Below are 16,568 nucleotides of genomic sequence, written 5' to 3' on the forward strand. Positions count from 1 at the left end.
TACCTCATATTCTTTAATCGTAGGGTGGGGGGCCCCCCCCGTGCCCACGTGACGCCAACGAGCCGCGAACGTCACGCGTGGGCGGGGGCCGCCCACCCTACCGGGACAAGTTCTTAGAACGTGCGGGGCTTCGGTTTGAACGTGTCGACGGTGAGCGGCTTGGTCACGACCGGCTTGTAGTCGAGACGGTTGCCTTCCGAGTAGAACAGGGTGTGTTTCATCCAGTTCACGTCGTCGCGCTGCTCGTAGTCGCTGTGGGCGTGGGCGCCGCGCGATTCCTTGCGCGCCGCGGCCGACACGACGGTCGCCTTGGCCACTTCGATCAGGTTGTCCAGCTCGATCGCTTCGATGCGCGCCGTGTTGAACACCTTCGACTTGTCCTTGAACGAGACGTGCTTGCGGCGCTCGTCCAGGGCCATGATTTCCTTGACGCCTTCGTCCATCAGCGCCTGGGTGCGGAACACGCCGCAGTGCTTCTGCATCGTCGCGCGGATCGCGTTGGCCACGTCCTGCACCTTCTCGCCGCCGGTCGAGTTTTCCAGGCGGTTCAGGCGGCCCAGCGCGTAGTCCGCGAAATCCTTCGGCAGCGCGCGGTTGCCCTGCTCCTTCAGGTTCTGCGCGACGATGTGGTTGCCGGCCGCGCGGCCGAACACGACGAGGTCGAGCAGCGAGTTCGTGCCCAGGCGGTTCGCGCCGTGCACCGACACGCACGAGCATTCGCCGATCGCGTACAGCCCATTGACGACCTTTTGCGAACCGGTGCCGTCAGGCGTGACGACCTGGCCGTGGATGTTGGTCGGGATGCCGCCCATCTGGTAGTGGATGGTCGGGACGACGGGAATCGGTTCCTTGGTCGCGTCGACGTTGGCGAACTTGTGGCCGATCTCGAGAATCGACGGCAGGCGCTTGCGGATCGTGTCCGCGCCGATGTGGCGCAGGTCCAGCAGCACGTGGTCCTTGTTCGGGCCCACGCCGCGGCCTTCCTTGATTTCCTGGTCCATCGAGCGCGAGACGAAGTCGCGCGGCGCCAGGTCTTTCAGGGTCGGCGCGTAGCGCTCCATGAAGCGTTCGCCGTTGCTGTTGATGAGGATACCGCCCTCGCCGCGCACGCCTTCCGTGATCAGCACGCCCGCGCCGGCCACGCCGGTCGGGTGGAACTGCCAGAACTCCATGTCCTGCAGCGGGATGCCGGCACGTGCCGCCATGCCGAGGCCGTCGCCGGTGTTGATGAAGGCGTTGGTCGACGCGGCGAAGATACGGCCCGCGCCGCCCGTGGCGAACACGGTCGTTTTCGCCTGCAGCATCATGACGTCGCCCGTTTCCATTTCGAGCGCGATCACGCCGAGGACGTCGCCGTCGGCGTTGCGGACCAGGTCCAGCGCCTGCCATTCGACGAAGAAGTGCGTGCGCGAGCGGACGTTACGTTGATACAGCGTGTGCAGCAGCGCGTGGCCGGTACGGTCGGCGGCGGCGCAGGCGCGCTGCACCGGCTTCTCGCCGAAGTTGGCGGTGTGGCCGCCGAACGGACGCTGGTAGATCGTGCCGTCCGGGTTGCGGTCGAACGGCATGCCGAAGTGTTCGAGCTCGTACACGACCTTCGGGGCTTCGCGGCACATGAATTCGATGGCGTCCTGGTCGCCCAGGTAGTCCGACCCCTTGACGGTGTCGAACATGTGCCAGTACCAGTCGTCCTCGCTCATGTTGCCGAGGGATGCGCCGATGCCGCCCTGCGCTGCCACCGTGTGCGAGCGGGTCGGGAACACTTTCGACAGCACGGCCACGTTCAGGCCCGCTTCGGACAGTTGCAGCGCCGCGCGCAGGCCGGAACCGCCGGCGCCGACGATGACGACGTCGAAATGGCGGACGGGGATGTTGGTGTTGATTGCTGCCACGATTACACGCTCCAGAGAATTTGCACAGTCCAGGCGGCGCAGGCGAGCAGCCAGAGCACCGTGGCGATCTGCAGGGTCAGGCGGATGCCGACCGGTTTGACGTAGTCCATCCAGATGTCACGGATGCCCACCCACACGTGGTAGAACAGGCCGAAGAACGTGACCATCGTGAAAAGCTTGAACCACTGGCGGGCGAACAGGCCGGCCCAGCCTTCGTACGTAAAATTCTGGCCGGTCAGGAACGAGACCAGCAGGATGACGGTGAAGATGACCATCACGATGGCGGTGACGCGCTGGGCCAGCCAGTCGCGCATGCCGTAGTGCGCGCCGACGACGAGGCGGCGCTGTCCGATATTCTTGGGGGTAGCCATGATTAAAACACTCCGAACAGTTTGAGGGCGACCAGCAGGGTCAGCGCCAGGGCGACGACGAGCACGTAACGCGCGGTGCGCTGCGCCGCGTCCTTGTCCAGGGCCATGTGGTTGTCCATGAACAGGTGGCGGATGCCGGCGCAGAAGTGGTGCAGGTAGCCCCAGGACAGGCCCAGGATGACGATCTTCGTGAACGGATGGCTGACGATCCCGGCGAAGTGCGCGAACGAGATCTCGGAACGGATGCTCTGCTCGAACAGGTAGAGCAGGAACGGCAGGAACAGGAACAGCACGAAGCCGCTGATACGGTGCAGGATCGACACGATGGCCGACGGCGGCTGCTTGTAGTTCATCGTGATGTCCGTAATGTTCACGTTACGGATCGGCTGCCTTCGCTCCTGCACTTTTTTTATCGCTTCTGACATTCCAGCACTCTTCCAAAATTTAAAGTTATGGGCCCGCCGGAACGCGTCCATGCGGCTCTCGCCGCAAAAAACTTGTCCGTGGGATACCTGTATTATCGCGAAATCTCACTATGCTGTCCAATATATGGATAATCTAGGATCCATACTTTTCACAGATACCGCATGGAACTCAGACATTTACGCTATTTCGTCGCCGTCGCCGAGGAAGGCAATATCACCCGCGCGGCGGAACGGCTCGGCATAGGCCAGCCGCCGCTGAGCCAGCAGATCCACGCGCTGGAGCGGGAGCTCGACGTGAAGCTGTTCCACCGCACCGGCCACGGCGTGGTGCCGACCGACGCCGGCAAGGCGCTGCTCGTCGACGCCAAGCGCCTGCTGGGCGACGTGGAGCACGCGACCTTGAACGCGCAGCGGGCCGGACGCGGTGAGACAGGCCATTTGCACCTCGGCTTCACCGCGTCCGCCGCGTTCCACCCGATCGTGCGCGCGCTGGTGCGCGAATTCCGCAATGCGTATCCCGGCGTCGGCCTCACGCTCACCGAAGGCACGACGGCGCACCTGCTGGCCCAGCTCGAGGAAGGCCGGATCGACCTGGCCTTCCTGCGCCCGGGCGTGCACTCGTTCGCCGGCGTCGTCCTGCAGGACATCGCGAGCGAGTCGATGAAGGCCGTGCTGCCGGTCACGCATCCACTCGCGCGGCGGGCGAGAATCCCCCTGTCCGCGCTGGCGCAGGAGCCGTTCGTGCTGATTCCCCGCGCGGCGAGCCCGATGCTGCACGACGAGATCGTGTCGGCCTGCCGCCACGCGGGGTTCGAACCGATGCCGGGCCAGCAGGCGCCGCAGCTGTCCACCGTCGTCAGCCTCGTCGCGGCGGAATTCGGCGTGTCGATCGTGCCGGCGTCCGTCAGCCAGTTCCACGCCGAAGGGGTGACGTACGTGGACATCGCGGATGCAAAAGTCCGCTCGAAGCTGGCGCTGGCGTCGCTCGAAGGGAATTCGTCGACGAAGGTGGGGAATTTTCTCGAGATCGCGCGCCAGGCGGCGACTCGGCCGAACGGGAGATAACGACATGTCGACAGAACCAGACCGCCCCTCACAATATCAACGCGGCCGCTTCGTGCTGGTGCACCAGGCGGTCGTCGTCGTGGCCACGATCGTCTCGGCGCCCGCGCTGGGCCTACTCGGCGCGGTCACCGTACTCGCGCCCCTCCTCAAGCTGCGCGGCGCCACGCGGCGCGACGCGAACACGGTGTTGATCAGCGTGGCGCTGGGCGTGGCGACGATGGCGCTCGTGTTCGGCGCCGGCGTGGCCATGCTTGCATACGGCCTCGGGCACGACCGCAACTGGAGCTGAGCGGCTTTACCCCACCTGCGCCGCGATCCGCGCCGCGCTTTCCGGGTCCGTCTGCCGGATCGCCTCGACGAACACGTCCAGCGACGACCCGCACGCGAACACGAGCACGTCCCCGCGGCGGCACAGCGACAAGCCGAGGCGGATCGCCTCGCCCACGTCCAGTTCGCGGTGCAGGGTATCCGTCTTGCCGACGACTTCCTCGGCGCCCTGCAGGATCAGGTCGACGGCGCCGCCGTAAGCGCGCCCGCGGCTCGACGATTCGTACACGACCAGTTCGTCGAAGCGCCCGGCGCACACGCGGCCAACTTCCAGCAGGTCGGCGTCGCGCCGGTCGCCCGGTGCCGTCACGATGCCCACCAGCTGGCCGGGCAGCAGCGAACGCGCCATCTCGGCCAGCGCGGCATACGCGGCCGGATTGTGGGCGTAATCGACGATGACCGTCACGCCGCGCACGTCGAACACGTTCGTGCGCAGCGGGTTCGTCTTGCCGTCGCTGACGAACGTCGACAGCCCCGTCGCGATCTGCAGGTTGCTGAAGCCGGCCGCCATCAGGCCCGCCGCCGCCGCGAGACCGTTGGCGATGTTGTAGCGCGCGCGGCCGCCCAGGGCGATCGGCATCGCTTCCACGCGCACCAGCTCCTGGTGGTAAGTGGCATCCGCCACGACGATCGAATTGTCCTGGAAGTAGACGGCGCGGCCGCCCTCTTCCAGGTGGCGCAGCAGCACGGGACTGTCCGCCTCCATCGCAAAGTACACGATCTCCACGTCCGGATGCACGCGGCGCGCCATCGCCACGCACAACGGGTCCTCGGCGTTCAGCACGACGGCGCGGCTGGCGGACAGCGGCACCACGGCCTTCACCTGCGCGAGGTCTTCGATCGTGTCGACGCCGTCCAGGCCCAGGTGGTCGGCCGACACGTTCAGCACCATGCCGATGTCGCAGCGGTCGAAGGCGAGGCCGCGTTTCAGGATGCCGCCGCGCGCCGTCTCCAGCACGGCGAACTCCACGTCCGGCGAGGCGAGCACCGTGCGCGCCGACCAGTAGCCCGTGCAATCGCCCTTCGTGACTTCCTTGCCGGCGATGTAGACGCCGTGCGTCGTCGTCACGCCCGTGACCTTGCCCGCGAGGCGCACCGTGTGCGCCATCAGCAAGGTGGTCGTCGTCTTGCCGTTCGTGCCCGTGCACGCGATGATCGGGATGCGCCCGTCCGACTCGCCCATCAGGCCCTGGACGATGGCGTCGCCCGCATCGCGCGGCGTGCCGCCGCTGGGATGCTGGTGCATGCGGATGCCGGGTGCCGCGTTGACTTCGATGACGGCGCCGCCCTGGTCCGCCAGCGGCTGGGCGATGTCGCGGCAGACGATGTCGATACCGGCCACGTCCAGGCCGATCTTCGCGGCCGCGCGCACGCACAGGCGGCGCGTGGATTCCGGCAGCAGGTCCGTCACATCTTCGGCCGTGCCGCCCGTGGACAGGTTCGCGTTCCCGCGCAAATACACCGTCGTGCCGGCGGCAGGCACGGTGTCCGGGACGAGGTCCTGGCGCCGCAGCAGGTCTTCCGCATGGGCGTCCAGCGCGATCTGCGTGAGGATGTTCGTGTGGCCCGCGCCGCGCGCCGGATTGCGGTTCTCGAGATCGACGAGTTCGCGCACCGTGTGCGTGCCGTCGCCCACGACGTGCGCGGGCCGCCGCAGCGACGCCGCCGCCACCTTGCCGCCCGCGACGAGCACGCGGTAGTCCGCGCCTTCGATGAAGCGTTCGACGATGATGTGGCGGCCGAACTTGCGCGCGTACGCGTAGGCCTGCTCGACTTCTTCATCCGTGCGGCACGCGACCGTGACGCCCTTGCCCTGGTTCGCGTCCAGCGGTTTTACGGTCACCGGCGCGTTCAGCTTATTTGCCATGTGATGGGCGACGCGCAGCGCGTCTTCGACAGTCGTCACCGTCTCGCCCTGCGGCACCGGCACGCCCGCCTCGTGCAACAGCTGCTTGGTGAGCTGCTTGTCGCTGGCGATGCGTACGGCGATGGTGCCCGTGTCGCCCGTGATCGTCGCCTGGATGCGCTTCTGCTTCACGCCCCAGCCCAGCTGGAACAGGTTCGCGTCTTCCGTGATGCGCGTGACGGGAATGCCTCGCTCCTGCGCGGCGGCCAGCACGGCGGCCGTGCTCGTGCCGATCGCGTAGTGCTCTGCGATCTCGCGCAACTCTTCCAGGCGCGGCGCCAGGTCGAATGCGTGGCCGTGCGCGAGCGTGTCGACGATGTCCACCGCCAGCGCGAACGCCGGCTGCGCGACCTTTTCGAGCTGGTAGGCGCAGACGATGCGGTACTGGCCCGGCTCGCCCGTCACGGGACGCGTGCGCCCGAACGCGACGGGCGCGCCCGCGAGGCATTGCAGGCCCAGGGTCACATGCTCGATCACGCGCGCGAGATACGTGCCTTCGCGCAGGCGCTGGGCGAAGCCGCCCGGCTGGCCCGTCGGAACGAGGTAGTCCGCGAGCGATGGCAACAGGGCCAGCAGCGCCTCGTTGAATTGCGGGAGGTCGCGGGTCGAGATGCCGTACAGATCGTCCAGGTCGAGCACGGACAGCAGGCAGGGGGTGGCGGCGTGGATGTTCGGTCCGCGCAAGAAGCGTTGTTCGAGTATGTGCACAGGAATCCCTTGTTTGTCGGTCGTCGCGGCGCGCGCGGGCGCGCCGCTGCGTTCATTTCAAGCGTCCAGCAGCTGCGAATACATCCGCGTGGCCATCAGGCCGATCGCCGTGTGGTGCACGGACGGCGACATCAGCTGCGCCAGCATGGCCATCGCCTCCGGCTTGCCGGCGGCCGCCGCCACGCGCTGTTCCAGCTGGTGCAGTTCGGAGTCGCCGCCGGTGCCCGCGGGGCGGCGGCGGATCAGGCCCCGCTCCGGATAACCGCTGCGCTGCGCATGCTGCGTGAGGCTGTCGAGCGTGCGCTGGCGTGCGCGGTGGCTCAGCACGCGGGTCGTGCGCGCGGCGGCGCTGGCGTCGCGCGGCGTCGTGATCCAGTCGCGCAGCACCTGCTGCTCGTAGCTCGAGAACACGCCGAACATCTCCGCCCGCTCGCCCTGGATCAGGCGCCAGAAGCGGCTCTGCTCCACGTCTTCGCCGCGCTGGATCCAGCCGGACTCCTCCAGCTTCGTGAGGAAGTCGGGGATCTGCTGCGGATCGCCGAGCCAGTCGTTGACGGAGCGGCCGGCCACGCGGCAGTAATCCGAGTGCATGTTCTTGCCGATGGCCGCCTTGGCGCCGAAGATCTCGACCAGTTCGGCTTCGAGGTCGAAGGCGCCGATGACGGAGGTCGTGCACGCGCCCAGGTCGTTCAGCCGGTAGCCGTCCAGCACGCGCCGGAAGAACGCGGCCGGGTCGCCCGACTGCGCCATCAGGTGGCGCAGCGCCTGCACGGCCTTGTGCGCGTGGCCGCTGCCGGCGTTGTCCACGGTGACGTGCAGCGTGAAGTAATACGGATCGATCCCGAGTTCGTTCAACTCGTACGACGTGATCAGCAAATGCAGCGGCAGTTGTTCGTAGCCGAGGTTGTAGCCCACCACTTCCGGCAGGAAGGCGTCGGCGTTGTACGCGAGCGCGAGCTGGATGGCGCCCTGCACGAAGTGGTCCGGCGGCAGCGTCTCCCAGTGTTCGCAGCCGTGCGCCGCGAGCAGGCGGCGGTACAGCGTGACGTGGTTCTTGTCCGGCACGCCGTCGCCCAGCTCTTCGAGATAGGTCTTGATCAGGGGGTGGAAGTCCGGATTCTCCCAGCGCGACAGGGTGCCGTACAGCCAGGCGCCGTCGACGAGCTTCGTGGGCGCGACGCCCTTCAGGAAGTACAGCGCATGCGACTTGTTCGTGAAATAGCGGCGCGGCGCGCCATTCTTGCGCGCGGCGAGGTATTCGCGGTACGCGATGCCGACCGATTCGGCACGGCCCTGGATCCAGCCCTGCAGCTGCCACACCGCATCCGGCAGTTCGCACGGTTCGGCGCGCGCGACTTCGATCTGTGCCGCGAGGAATGCGCGGGACGCCTCGAGGGCCGCGGCCGGGTTGTCCATCAGCGCGAAGTACAAATCCCTGGCGGACGATACCTGGACCGGGCGGGTGTCCCGGCCCGTCGCGCGGGCCGGGCTGTCGACGACAAAAGTGGAGGTCATAACAAATCTTTTGGTAAATGTTCTACCAAGATTATGCGGACCCGGCCAACTTGGCGTAATCGGTACGCTTCCCTCCAGAATGTCGGACAGGGATTACAAAAAATATATCGTTGCAGAATAAAAAAGCGGCGCCGCAGCGCCGCTTCATCAAAGTCACGCCGAATTACGGCTGCGTCACGCCACTCAGCAAGGAACGCGAACGGGCATAGCCGAAATACACCAGCAGGCCCAGCACCAGCCAGATGAGGAATGCCACCCACGTGATCGCGGACAGGAACGACATCAGCGCCAGGCAGAACACGACGGCGATGCCCGGCACGATGGGCACGCCCGGGCAGCGGAACGCGCGCTTCAGGTCCGGCCGCTTCTTGCGCAGGACGATGACGGCGACGGAGACGAGGCAGAACGCGGCCAGCGTGCCGATGTTGACGAGCTCGGCCAGCACGTTCAGCGGCACGAACGCGGCAATCAGGCCGAACAGGATGCCGACCACCCACGTCGCGAAGAACGGGGTGCCGAATTTCGGGTGCACGGTGGACAGCTTCGCCGGCAGCAGGCCGTCGCGCGACATCGCGTAGATGATGCGGGTCTGGCCATAGGCCATCACCAGGATCACGGTGGTCATGCCGAGGATCGCGCCCAGGTCGATCCAGCCGGCGAACCAGTTTTCGCCCGCGTGCTGCAGGGCCAGCGACACCGGGTGGTCGATGCCCTTGAACATCTGGAACGGGACGATGCCGGTCATGATGGCGGCGACGATCACGTACAGGATCGTGCAGATGGTCAGCGAGCCGATGATGCCGATCGGGAGGTCGCGTTCCGGACGCTTGACTTCCTCGGCGGCCGACGTGACGGCGTCGAAGCCGATGAACGCGAAGAACACGACGGCGGCGGCGCTCATGATGCCCGTGCCGCCGAACGGCGCGAACGGATGCCAGTTGGCCGGCGTGACGTGCTTGAAGCCGACGGCGATGAACAGCAGCACGACGATCATCTTGATGACGACCATGACGTTGTTGACGCGGGCCGATTCGCGCACGCCGTACGACAGCATCGCGGTCAGCACGAGCATGATGACCAGCGCCGGCAGGTTCATCACGCTGTGCACGCCCGGCACCGCGCCCGGGGCGGCGGACAGGATCTCGGGAATCGTGATGCCGAAGCCGCCCATCAGCGACTGGAAATAGCCGGACCAGCCGACGGCCACCGCCGACGTCGCCAGCCCGTATTCGAGCAGGAGGTCCCAGCCGATCATCCAGGCGACGAGTTCGCCGAGGACGACATAGCTGTAGGTATAGATCGAACCGGCGATCGGCACGGTCGACGCGAACTCCGCGTAGCACATGGCCGCGAAGCCGCACGCGATGGCGGCGACGATGAACGACACCGTCAACGCCGGACCGGCCGTCAATGCGCCGGTACCGGTCAGCACGAAGATACCGGTGCCGACGATCGCCCCGATGCCCATGAGGATGAGGTCGGTTGGCCCCAACACTTTCTTCAGCCCGCCCGGGGTACGGGAGGCTGCGACCATGTTGTCGAGATTCTTGGTTCTGAAAAGACTCACTGCTTTCTCCAATCGATAGTAGATAGATCCCGGTCCCTGATTGTTATGCGCGGCGGGCAGGCGATAACCTGCACATTCATCCGCCGAAGGGGGTCTCCTCCTGGGCTCGGGCCGCCGGGACTGGCATGCAAGAACAATGCCGGTCGCCAGCCTGGCGGCGTCACATTATCGCCATTCTGTTATCCAGAATCAAAGGAAATACTCAATATTTCAAGGTGTAGAAGCTGGGAAACCGCGAAAAACGGCCAGGAACGCCTAGCGCAACGTGCAAATGAGGAGTTCCGGATCGGCATTCAGCCGCAGCGGAATGCCGGAACAGCCGATGCCGCGGCTGACGATCAGCGGGCCGTTGCCGGGCACGTCGTAGCGGCCGTAGCAGAAATCGCGCGAGCACGGGCCGCTGGGATGGAACAGCGGCGCACCATCCGGGAGCGCGATCTGGCCGCCGTGGGTGTGGCCGGCGAAGGCGACGTCGAAGCGCTGGCCCTGCAGGCGGTACAAGCCGTCGGGGGAATGCGTGAGGTAGATCCGGACGGCGCCCGCGCCGGCGAACGTGGCGCCGGCCGACGGCGCCCCGGTCCACGGATCGTCGATGCCGCACACGCTGACGCCGCCGAACGGCGCCGGCAGCGCGACGTTGCGGTTCACGAGCACCTCGGCGCCGCCCGCGCGCAGCGCGTCCTCGATGATGCCGCGGCCGTTCCAGGTGTCGTGGTTGCCGATGACGGCATAGGTGCCCAGCGGGGCCCGCGCGCCCGCAATGAAGTCCGCCAGGACGGCCACGTTCTCCGCATCGAAACACACGTAGTCGCCGCCCAGCAGCATCACGTCCGGCGCTTCCGCGCGGATCGCGGCCAGCAGGTCGTCGAACACGGCGGGATGCGTCGTGGGGCCGGCGTGGAAATCGGACGCGAAACCGATGCGCAGCGGCTGCGCCAGCCGGCGTTCCGGGCCCAGCTCCACCTGCTGGCGCGTCACCCGTACCTTGCCCAGGCCGCCGAGCCGGTAGCTCATCCCGGCCACGAAGCCCCTCAGCAGGGCGGCATTCAGGACGCGTTCGAACGCATTGCGCAGAGGTTGCTCGTGCTTGTGACTGGACATAGGACCCGCACTTTACACCAACTGCGCCCCCGGTGAGGTAACATTGCCTTTTTGCCCAGGGCTACCATGCTGACACCCGACCAGTTCCTCGCCTTCCTCGCCGCCGCCATCCTGCTGACCCTGTCGCCGGGGCCGGACAACATGATGGTATTGAGCGTGGGCGTGGCGAAGGGCCGAGTGCGCGGCATCGCGTTCGGGCTCGGATGCGCGTTCGGGTGCCTGTCGCACACGCTGCTGGCCGTCGTGGGCGTGTCCGCCCTCATCGCCGCGTCGCCGCTGGCGTTCACGACGCTCAAGGTGTGCGGCGGCCTGTATCTCGCGTGGATGGGCTGGCACGCCATCCGCAGCCGCGGCGGCGCCCGCGTCGACACGGCGCATGCCGCCGCCGACCCGGCCCGCGCGCTGTTCTTCAAGGGGCTGGTGGCGAATGCGATCAATCCGAAGGTCGCCCTGTTCTTCCTGTCGTTCCTGCCCCAGTTCGTCGTTGCCCAGCGCGGCGACGCCAACCTGCAGACGGCGCTGCTGGGCCTCACGTTCACCCTGCAGGCCGTCGTCCTGTTCGGCCTGCTCGGCTTCTTTTCCGGCGCCATCGGCCAGTGGCTCGCGCGCCGCCCCAAAGCCGGCCAATGGCTCGACCGCATCGCCGGCACGATCTTCATCGCCCTCGGCCTGCGCCTGATCGTGGCGCGCTGACGGCATCCCTCGGATACATAGTCGCTTTTCGTTTTAACGTTCGTCATATATCGAACGGCGAATATCTTCGTTCACGCGGAGTCCCCCGTTTGCCATACTGGGCCGACTCTGCTGAAGGAGATCGACCATGCATCTGGCACTACACCCGGTTCCCGCATCGTCGGACGGCTACGCCCACCCGGCCCTGGCGTCCGACCCGTATGACCCCATTGCCGCCGCCCACGACCTGGCGGCGCGCGGGCGGCAGTGGATCCGCGCTTCCGGCCTGCTCGCCCTCCCGGTGCCGCGCGAATACGGCGGCCTCGGGGCGAGCTGGAAGACGATCGGCGAGGTCGTGCGCATCGTCGCACGTGCCGACGGCGCCCTCGCCCACCGGCTCGGCCTCCACCACCTCCAGATCGCCGGCATCCGCCTGACGGGCAACGCGCGCCAGCAGCGCCGCCTGCTGTTCGAGACCATCGAGCACGACGTGTTCTGGGGCGAGACCCTGAACCCGCTGGACCAACGCCTCGTCGCCCGGCCGACGGCGGGCGGCTACGTGCTGGACGGCGCCAAGGCTTGTGCAGCAAGTTCGGTCGGGTCAGACCGGCTCACCGTGTGCGCCTGGGACCCGCTCGCGCACGGCACGCTGGTCGCCGTGCTGCCCACGCAGCGGGATGGCGTCGCCGTCCACGCCGACTGGAACGCGTTCGGCCTGCGCCACGCCGCCAGCGGCACCGTGACGTTCACCGGCGTGCAGCTGACGGAAGACGACGTGCTGCAGCCGGCCGCCCGCGCAGCCACGCCGCGGGCGGCCTTGCGCGCGCAGGTGGCGCAGATGATCGTCGCGAACGTGTACGTCGGCCTCGCCGAGGGCGCGCTGGAGGCGGCGCGCGGCGAGGCGCAGCCGTGGTTCCAGATGCTTGTGCGACCCGCGCAGGTGCTGGCCGAAGGCGCCGCCGCGGCGCTGGACGACGCGTTCGCGCGCGGCCACCATCTGACGGGACGCGAACGGCGCCAGGTCGCGCTGGCGGCCGCGGAAGCGAAGGTCGTCGCGCACAAGACCGCGATCGGGATCGGCCGCCACGCCCTCGGCGGCACGCTGCCCGAACCCGCCGCATACCCGTGACGGAGCCGCCATGAGCATCATCCGTCTCGACCGCGTGCGCACATCCTTCGGTGCCGACCCCGTGCTGCGCGACGTATCGCTGCACGTGGCGGGCGGCGACGTCTTCGGCATCGCCGGCCAGAGCGGCGCCGGCAAGTCGACCCTCCTCCGCACGATCAACCTGCTGGCGAGCCCGGACAGCGGCGCCGTCATCGTCGCGGGCCGCGACCTGACGCGGCTGTCGAAACGCGACCTGCGCGCCGCGCGCCAGAACATCGGCATGATCTTCCAGCACGACAACCTGCTGCAGAACCTGACCGTGTTCGACAACGTCGCGTTCCCGCTGCGCCTGCACGGCATGCTGAATCCTCCGCGCCTGCGCCGGCGCGTGCAGGCGTGCCTGGAGCTCGTCGGCCTGGCGGCGCGGGCGGACGAGTATCCGGCACGCCTGTCCGGCGGCCAGAGACAGCGCGCGGCCATCGCCCGGGCGATCGCAAGCCAGCCCGAGGTCCTGCTGTGCGACGAGCCGACGTCCGCCCTCGATGCGGAAGCGACGCGGGCCCTGCTCGCGACCCTGCGCACCGTGAGTGCGGATCTCGGCGTCACGATCGTCATCGTCAGCCATGAACTGCCCGCCCTGGCGGCGCTGTGCAACCGCGTGGCGGTGATCGAACACGGCGTCGTCGCGGAAACGTTCGCCCCCGCCGACACGACGGCCCCGCGCGTCACACCCCTCGGCCGCGAACTCGCGTTCCACGCCACCGAAGCCGGTGCGCTGTTCCATCCAGGAGTCCTCCATGCTTGAGAGTCTCATCGACCTGTTGCCCGACCTGGCCGTCGCGCTGGGCCAGACCCTGGCCATGCTCGGTATCGGCGTGTGCGCCGCCGTGCTGTTCGGCGGCCCGCTCGGCGTCGTCCTGTTCGTCGTCGGCGCCGGCCAGTCGCTGCGCAACCGTCCCCTCGCGCTGCTGCTCGGGTGGACCGTGAACACGATCCGCTCGTTCCCGTTCATCATCCTGCTCGTCGCGCTCGTGCCGCTTACCCGGCTGATCGCCGGCAGTTCGATCGGGCCGCTCGCGGCCTCCGTGCCGCTGTCGATCGCCGCCGTCCCGTATTTCGCGCGCCTCGTCGAACAGACCCTGCGCGACGTGCCGCGCGGCGTGATCGAGGCGGCGCGGGCAATGGGCGCGTCCGAGCTGCAGATCGTCACCCGCGTGCTGCTGGTCGAAGCCCGCTCCGGCCTCGTGCTGGCGCTGACTGCCCTCGCGATCGGTTTTCTCTCGTACGCCGCGGCGGCCGGCGTCGTGGGCGGCGGCGGCATCGGCGACCTCGCCATCCGCTACGGCTACTACCGCTTCGAGACGGACATCATGGTGTTCACCGTCGTCGTGCTGGTCGCGCTCGTGCAGGTCATCCAGCTCACGGGCGACCGCTTCGCGCGGCGGCTGGACAAGCGCCAGGCGGGCTACGCGAGGACAGATTGACCCCGCCTCTCACGATAAATGGAAATTTCTGCATAGAAATTTGATTGCCGGCCACGTTTTTTGCTACATTGGCGGTTTTATCTCTTCGGGATGGCTGCCATTCCCGCTTGCGGCCGCGAATGCGCGAATCCACTCTGTTCAAGCACCTGACTTCCAGCTCGATCGTTACCGCCTGCTGCGTGCTCGGTCTGCTGTATTTCGGGCGCGACGTCCTCGAACCGCTCGCGCTGGCGGTCATCCTCAGCCTCGTGATCGCCCCGCTGATCCGCACGCTGCGGCGCATCGGCCTGGGCCAGGTACCGGCGACGATTCTGTCCGTGCTGATGGTGGGCACGTGCGTGGTCGGCCTGGGCATCGTCCTCGCGTTCCAGCTCGTCGCCGTGACGGGCGACCTGCCGAAATACCGTGCCGCGATCCGCACCAAGGTCGCGGCCGTGCGCGAGATGACGGAGCGGCCGTTCGCCCGCATCGAGGCCGAGATCAGCGCCGTGCAGCCGCAGGCGCAGCAGAGCGGCACCGTCAGCAGCCGGCGCGGCATGAGCACCGTGACCGTCAGCCCGACGCAGCCGCTGCCCGTCGAGATCCGCCAGCCGCGCCTGACGACGCGCGATTCGCTCGCGCGCCTGTTCGCGATGGCGTGGGGACCGCTGGGCGAAGCGGGCCTCGTGCTCGTGCTGCTCGTCTTCATCTCGCTCGAACACGAATCGCTGCGCGACCGCCTGATCCGGCTCGCCGGCCAGACCGAAATCAACCGCACGATCCGCACCCTGGGCGACGCGGCCCAAGGCGTGTCGCGCTTCTTCCTGTCGCAATTCACCGTCAACCTGACGTTCGGCACCCTCATCGGCGTGCTGCTGTGGCTGGCCGGCGTACCGCACGCGGGCCTGTGGGGCGCGCTGTCCGGCATGCTGCGCTTCGTGCCCTACCTGGGCGTGATGGCGGCGGGCGCCGTCATCGCCGTGTTCGTCGCCGCCATCGACCCCGGCTGGCAGCTGGCCCTGTCCTGCATCGCCCTGTTCGTCGCGCTGGAACTGTTCGTCGCGAACGTGGTCGAACCGAAGGTCTACGGCCACAGCTCTGGCCTGTCGCCGCTCGCCGTGATCGTCTCGGCCGTGTTCTGGGGCGCGATGTGGGGGCCGGTGGGCCTGCTGCTGTCGACGCCGCTGACCCTGTGCTTCGTCGTGGCGGGCCGCCACGTACGCGGGCTGGAACCGGTGACGATCCTGCTGGGCGACGCCCCCAACGTCTCGGGCGCCCAGCGTTTGTACCAGCGCCTGCTGACGGCCGACAGCGACACGATCGTGCGCGACGCCCACGCCTACCTGCGCCGCGCCAGCTTCGCGCGCTATTGCGACAAGGTGCTGCTGCCGGGCCTCGCCCTGGCCGGCGCCGACATGCGCGCGGGCCGCATCGACGCGGGCCAGATGGAAACCATGCGCGCCGCCATGGGCCGCGTGGCGGCGACCCTGAACCCGGAAGGCCGCACGCCCGCGCGCACGCGGCGCCGCCGCGACGTCTCGCTGCTCGACGCCAACCTGGGCGCCTACCTGCGCCAGATGCGCGAGACCCGCCAGGGCCGCTGGCAGGGCTCGCTGGACGTGCCCGCGCACTCCGTCGTGCTGTGCGCCGCGCTCGCGGCCGAACGGGACGAACTGCTCGCCGAGCTGCTCGTGTCGGCGCTGCGGGACGCCAACATCGATGCGCGCAGCACCCTGCTCGGCACGGCCGACCGGCCCGGTCCGGAAAAGGCGGAGCTCATCTCCACCGTGATCCTGCCGTACCCCGTCGAGGACCGGCTCGGGGACTGGCTGAACGCCGTCACGGAACTGCGCACCCACCTGCCGGATGCGCTGCTCGCCACCGTCAAGCTGCCGTTCGACCAGTCGCCCGTGCCGCAGCCGACGGTCGAGGAGCATGTCGACATCGTGTTGCGCTCGTTCGAGGAAGCGCTGGCGTTCGTGGCGCCGGAGCGGGCGCCGCGCGGGTGAGCGCGTCGAAGAAATCGCTACACCATTTCGTTCATTATCTGATGTGATATTTCCATATGGCAACTTGATGTATAGACGCCATGACGACATGTTCAACCTGAACAAGGCAATCGATAAATAGACGATTCGCTATGCCGGCAACGATGCCCATCGTTCCCGGCTCGGCATTTCTCGCTGCTCACTCCGCCTCATTGAGCTGGTGGAACGGCAACCGGACAAATTTCCTTCCCAATCGGATCTCATCTGGTACAGAATCGGCTGCTAGCACAAGCGCGGTCGGCCGATTCCGCCCGACACGATCGGCGCTGCCAAACATGGCGTTTTCCGGTGCCGAGGCGTAACGCCCACTTGCAATCCCTCTACTTCAACACCGGGTGGACGGGCACTCTTCTACGTGGTTATCGGACGAATCGCGAAACTGCTTTCAAAGAGTTGCCTT

General features: G+C 67.6%; 14 protein-coding genes. 7 read left to right on the forward strand and 7 right to left on the reverse strand.

What is annotated here, in order from left to right; genetic code table 11:
- Positions 1-113: 113 nt before the first annotated feature.
- Genes sdhA through sdhC form a run of 3 tightly spaced genes read right to left on the reverse strand, consistent with a single transcriptional unit; the run spans position 114 to position 2,688 of the window.
- Complete coding sequence (gene sdhA, locus ACL58G_RS21280; protein WP_413383971.1) at positions 114-1,892, reverse strand: succinate dehydrogenase flavoprotein subunit; 1,779 nt, start codon at positions 1,890-1,892, stop codon at positions 114-116.
- A gap of 2 nt (positions 1,893-1,894) precedes the next feature.
- Positions 1,895-2,263 (reverse strand): succinate dehydrogenase, hydrophobic membrane anchor protein, encoded by a 369-nt coding sequence (sdhD, locus tag ACL58G_RS21285; protein ID WP_036240800.1) that lies wholly within the window; start codon positions 2,261-2,263, stop codon positions 1,895-1,897.
- Positions 2,264-2,265: 2 nt separating this feature from the next.
- The gene (gene sdhC, locus ACL58G_RS21290; RefSeq protein ID WP_413388514.1) at positions 2,266-2,688 is read right to left on the reverse strand and encodes a succinate dehydrogenase, cytochrome b556 subunit; all 423 of its coding nucleotides are present in this window, start codon (positions 2,686-2,688) and stop codon (positions 2,266-2,268) included.
- 162 nt (positions 2,689-2,850) lie between these two features.
- Between sdhC and ACL58G_RS21295 the strand changes: the two genes are divergently transcribed.
- Positions 2,851-3,753 (forward strand): LysR family transcriptional regulator, encoded by a 903-nt coding sequence (locus tag ACL58G_RS21295; protein WP_413380400.1) that lies wholly within the window; start codon positions 2,851-2,853, stop codon positions 3,751-3,753.
- 4 nt (positions 3,754-3,757) lie between these two features.
- Complete coding sequence (locus ACL58G_RS21300) at positions 3,758-4,042, forward strand: hypothetical protein (RefSeq protein ID WP_440963061.1); 285 nt, start codon at positions 3,758-3,760, stop codon at positions 4,040-4,042.
- A 6-nt stretch (positions 4,043-4,048) separates the two neighbouring features.
- Here the strand turns inward: ACL58G_RS21300 and cphA are convergent, their stop codons facing one another.
- The 4 genes from cphA to ACL58G_RS21320 form a co-directional block, all read right to left on the reverse strand.
- Positions 4,049-6,694, reverse strand: a complete 2,646-nt coding sequence (cphA, locus tag ACL58G_RS21305; RefSeq protein WP_440963062.1) for a cyanophycin synthetase — start codon at positions 6,692-6,694, stop codon at positions 4,049-4,051.
- Positions 6,695-6,751: 57 nt separating this feature from the next.
- On the reverse strand, positions 6,752-8,209 hold the full coding sequence (locus ACL58G_RS21310; RefSeq protein WP_413380406.1) for an iron-containing redox enzyme family protein: 1,458 nt from the start codon (positions 8,207-8,209) through the stop codon (positions 6,752-6,754).
- 163 nt (positions 8,210-8,372) lie between these two features.
- Complete coding sequence (locus tag ACL58G_RS21315) at positions 8,373-9,776, reverse strand: amino acid permease (RefSeq protein WP_413380408.1); 1,404 nt, start codon at positions 9,774-9,776, stop codon at positions 8,373-8,375.
- 255 nt (positions 9,777-10,031) lie between these two features.
- Positions 10,032-10,877, reverse strand: a complete 846-nt coding sequence (locus ACL58G_RS21320) for a metallophosphoesterase (protein WP_413380410.1) — start codon at positions 10,875-10,877, stop codon at positions 10,032-10,034.
- A 66-nt stretch (positions 10,878-10,943) separates the two neighbouring features.
- On the opposite strand from ACL58G_RS21320, the gene ACL58G_RS21325 reads away from it, so the two are divergent.
- The 5 genes from ACL58G_RS21325 to ACL58G_RS21345 all read left to right on the forward strand — a co-directional run bounded on the left by ACL58G_RS21325 (position 10,944) and on the right by ACL58G_RS21345 (position 16,129).
- Positions 10,944-11,570 (forward strand): LysE family translocator, encoded by a 627-nt coding sequence (locus tag ACL58G_RS21325; protein ID WP_413380412.1) that lies wholly within the window; start codon positions 10,944-10,946, stop codon positions 11,568-11,570.
- Between the two features lie 127 nt (positions 11,571-11,697).
- A complete protein-coding gene (locus ACL58G_RS21330) occupies positions 11,698-12,678 on the forward strand; it encodes an acyl-CoA dehydrogenase family protein (RefSeq protein ID WP_440963063.1) in 981 nt (326 codons plus the stop codon).
- Between the two features lie 10 nt (positions 12,679-12,688).
- Positions 12,689-13,462, forward strand: coding sequence for an ATP-binding cassette domain-containing protein (locus ACL58G_RS21335; protein ID WP_440963064.1), 774 nt, complete (start codon positions 12,689-12,691; stop codon positions 13,460-13,462).
- Positions 13,455-14,141, forward strand: a complete 687-nt coding sequence (locus tag ACL58G_RS21340; protein WP_440963065.1) for a methionine ABC transporter permease — start codon at positions 13,455-13,457, stop codon at positions 14,139-14,141. The genes ACL58G_RS21335 and ACL58G_RS21340 overlap by 8 nt, the downstream gene beginning before the upstream one ends.
- A gap of 119 nt (positions 14,142-14,260) precedes the next feature.
- Positions 14,261-16,129 carry an AI-2E family transporter gene (locus tag ACL58G_RS21345; protein ID WP_440963066.1) on the forward strand — a complete coding sequence of 623 codons (1,869 nt, stop codon included), beginning with the start codon at positions 14,261-14,263 and terminating at the stop codon, positions 16,127-16,129.
- The last annotated feature ends 439 nt before the right edge of the window (positions 16,130-16,568 follow it).

The organism is Massilia sp. GER05, from assembly GCF_052056005.1.
In the GTDB taxonomy this organism is placed as follows: Bacteria; Pseudomonadota; Gammaproteobacteria; order Burkholderiales; family Burkholderiaceae_D; genus Telluria; species Telluria orientalis.

Coding starts and splice junctions, on each gene's coding strand:
- sdhD (WP_036240800.1), bottom strand. CDS start 2,263: ATGGCTACCCCCAAGAATATCGGACAGCGCCGCCTCGTCGTCGGCGCG.
- sdhC (WP_413388514.1), bottom strand. CDS start 2,688: ATGTCAGAAGCGATAAAAAAAGTGCAGGAGCGAAGGCAGCCGATCCGT.
- ACL58G_RS21295 (WP_413380400.1), top strand. CDS start 2,851: ATGGAACTCAGACATTTACGCTATTTCGTCGCCGTCGCCGAGGAAGGC.
- ACL58G_RS21300 (WP_440963061.1), top strand. CDS start 3,758: ATGTCGACAGAACCAGACCGCCCCTCACAATATCAACGCGGCCGCTTC.
- ACL58G_RS21310 (WP_413380406.1), bottom strand. CDS start 8,209: ATGACCTCCACTTTTGTCGTCGACAGCCCGGCCCGCGCGACGGGCCGG.
- ACL58G_RS21320 (WP_413380410.1), bottom strand. CDS start 10,877: ATGTCCAGTCACAAGCACGAGCAACCTCTGCGCAATGCGTTCGAACGC.
- ACL58G_RS21325 (WP_413380412.1), top strand. CDS start 10,944: ATGCTGACACCCGACCAGTTCCTCGCCTTCCTCGCCGCCGCCATCCTG.
- ACL58G_RS21330 (WP_440963063.1), top strand. CDS start 11,698: ATGCATCTGGCACTACACCCGGTTCCCGCATCGTCGGACGGCTACGCC.
- ACL58G_RS21335 (WP_440963064.1), top strand. CDS start 12,689: ATGAGCATCATCCGTCTCGACCGCGTGCGCACATCCTTCGGTGCCGAC.
- ACL58G_RS21340 (WP_440963065.1), top strand. CDS start 13,455: ATGCTTGAGAGTCTCATCGACCTGTTGCCCGACCTGGCCGTCGCGCTG.
- ACL58G_RS21345 (WP_440963066.1), top strand. CDS start 14,261: ATGCGCGAATCCACTCTGTTCAAGCACCTGACTTCCAGCTCGATCGTT.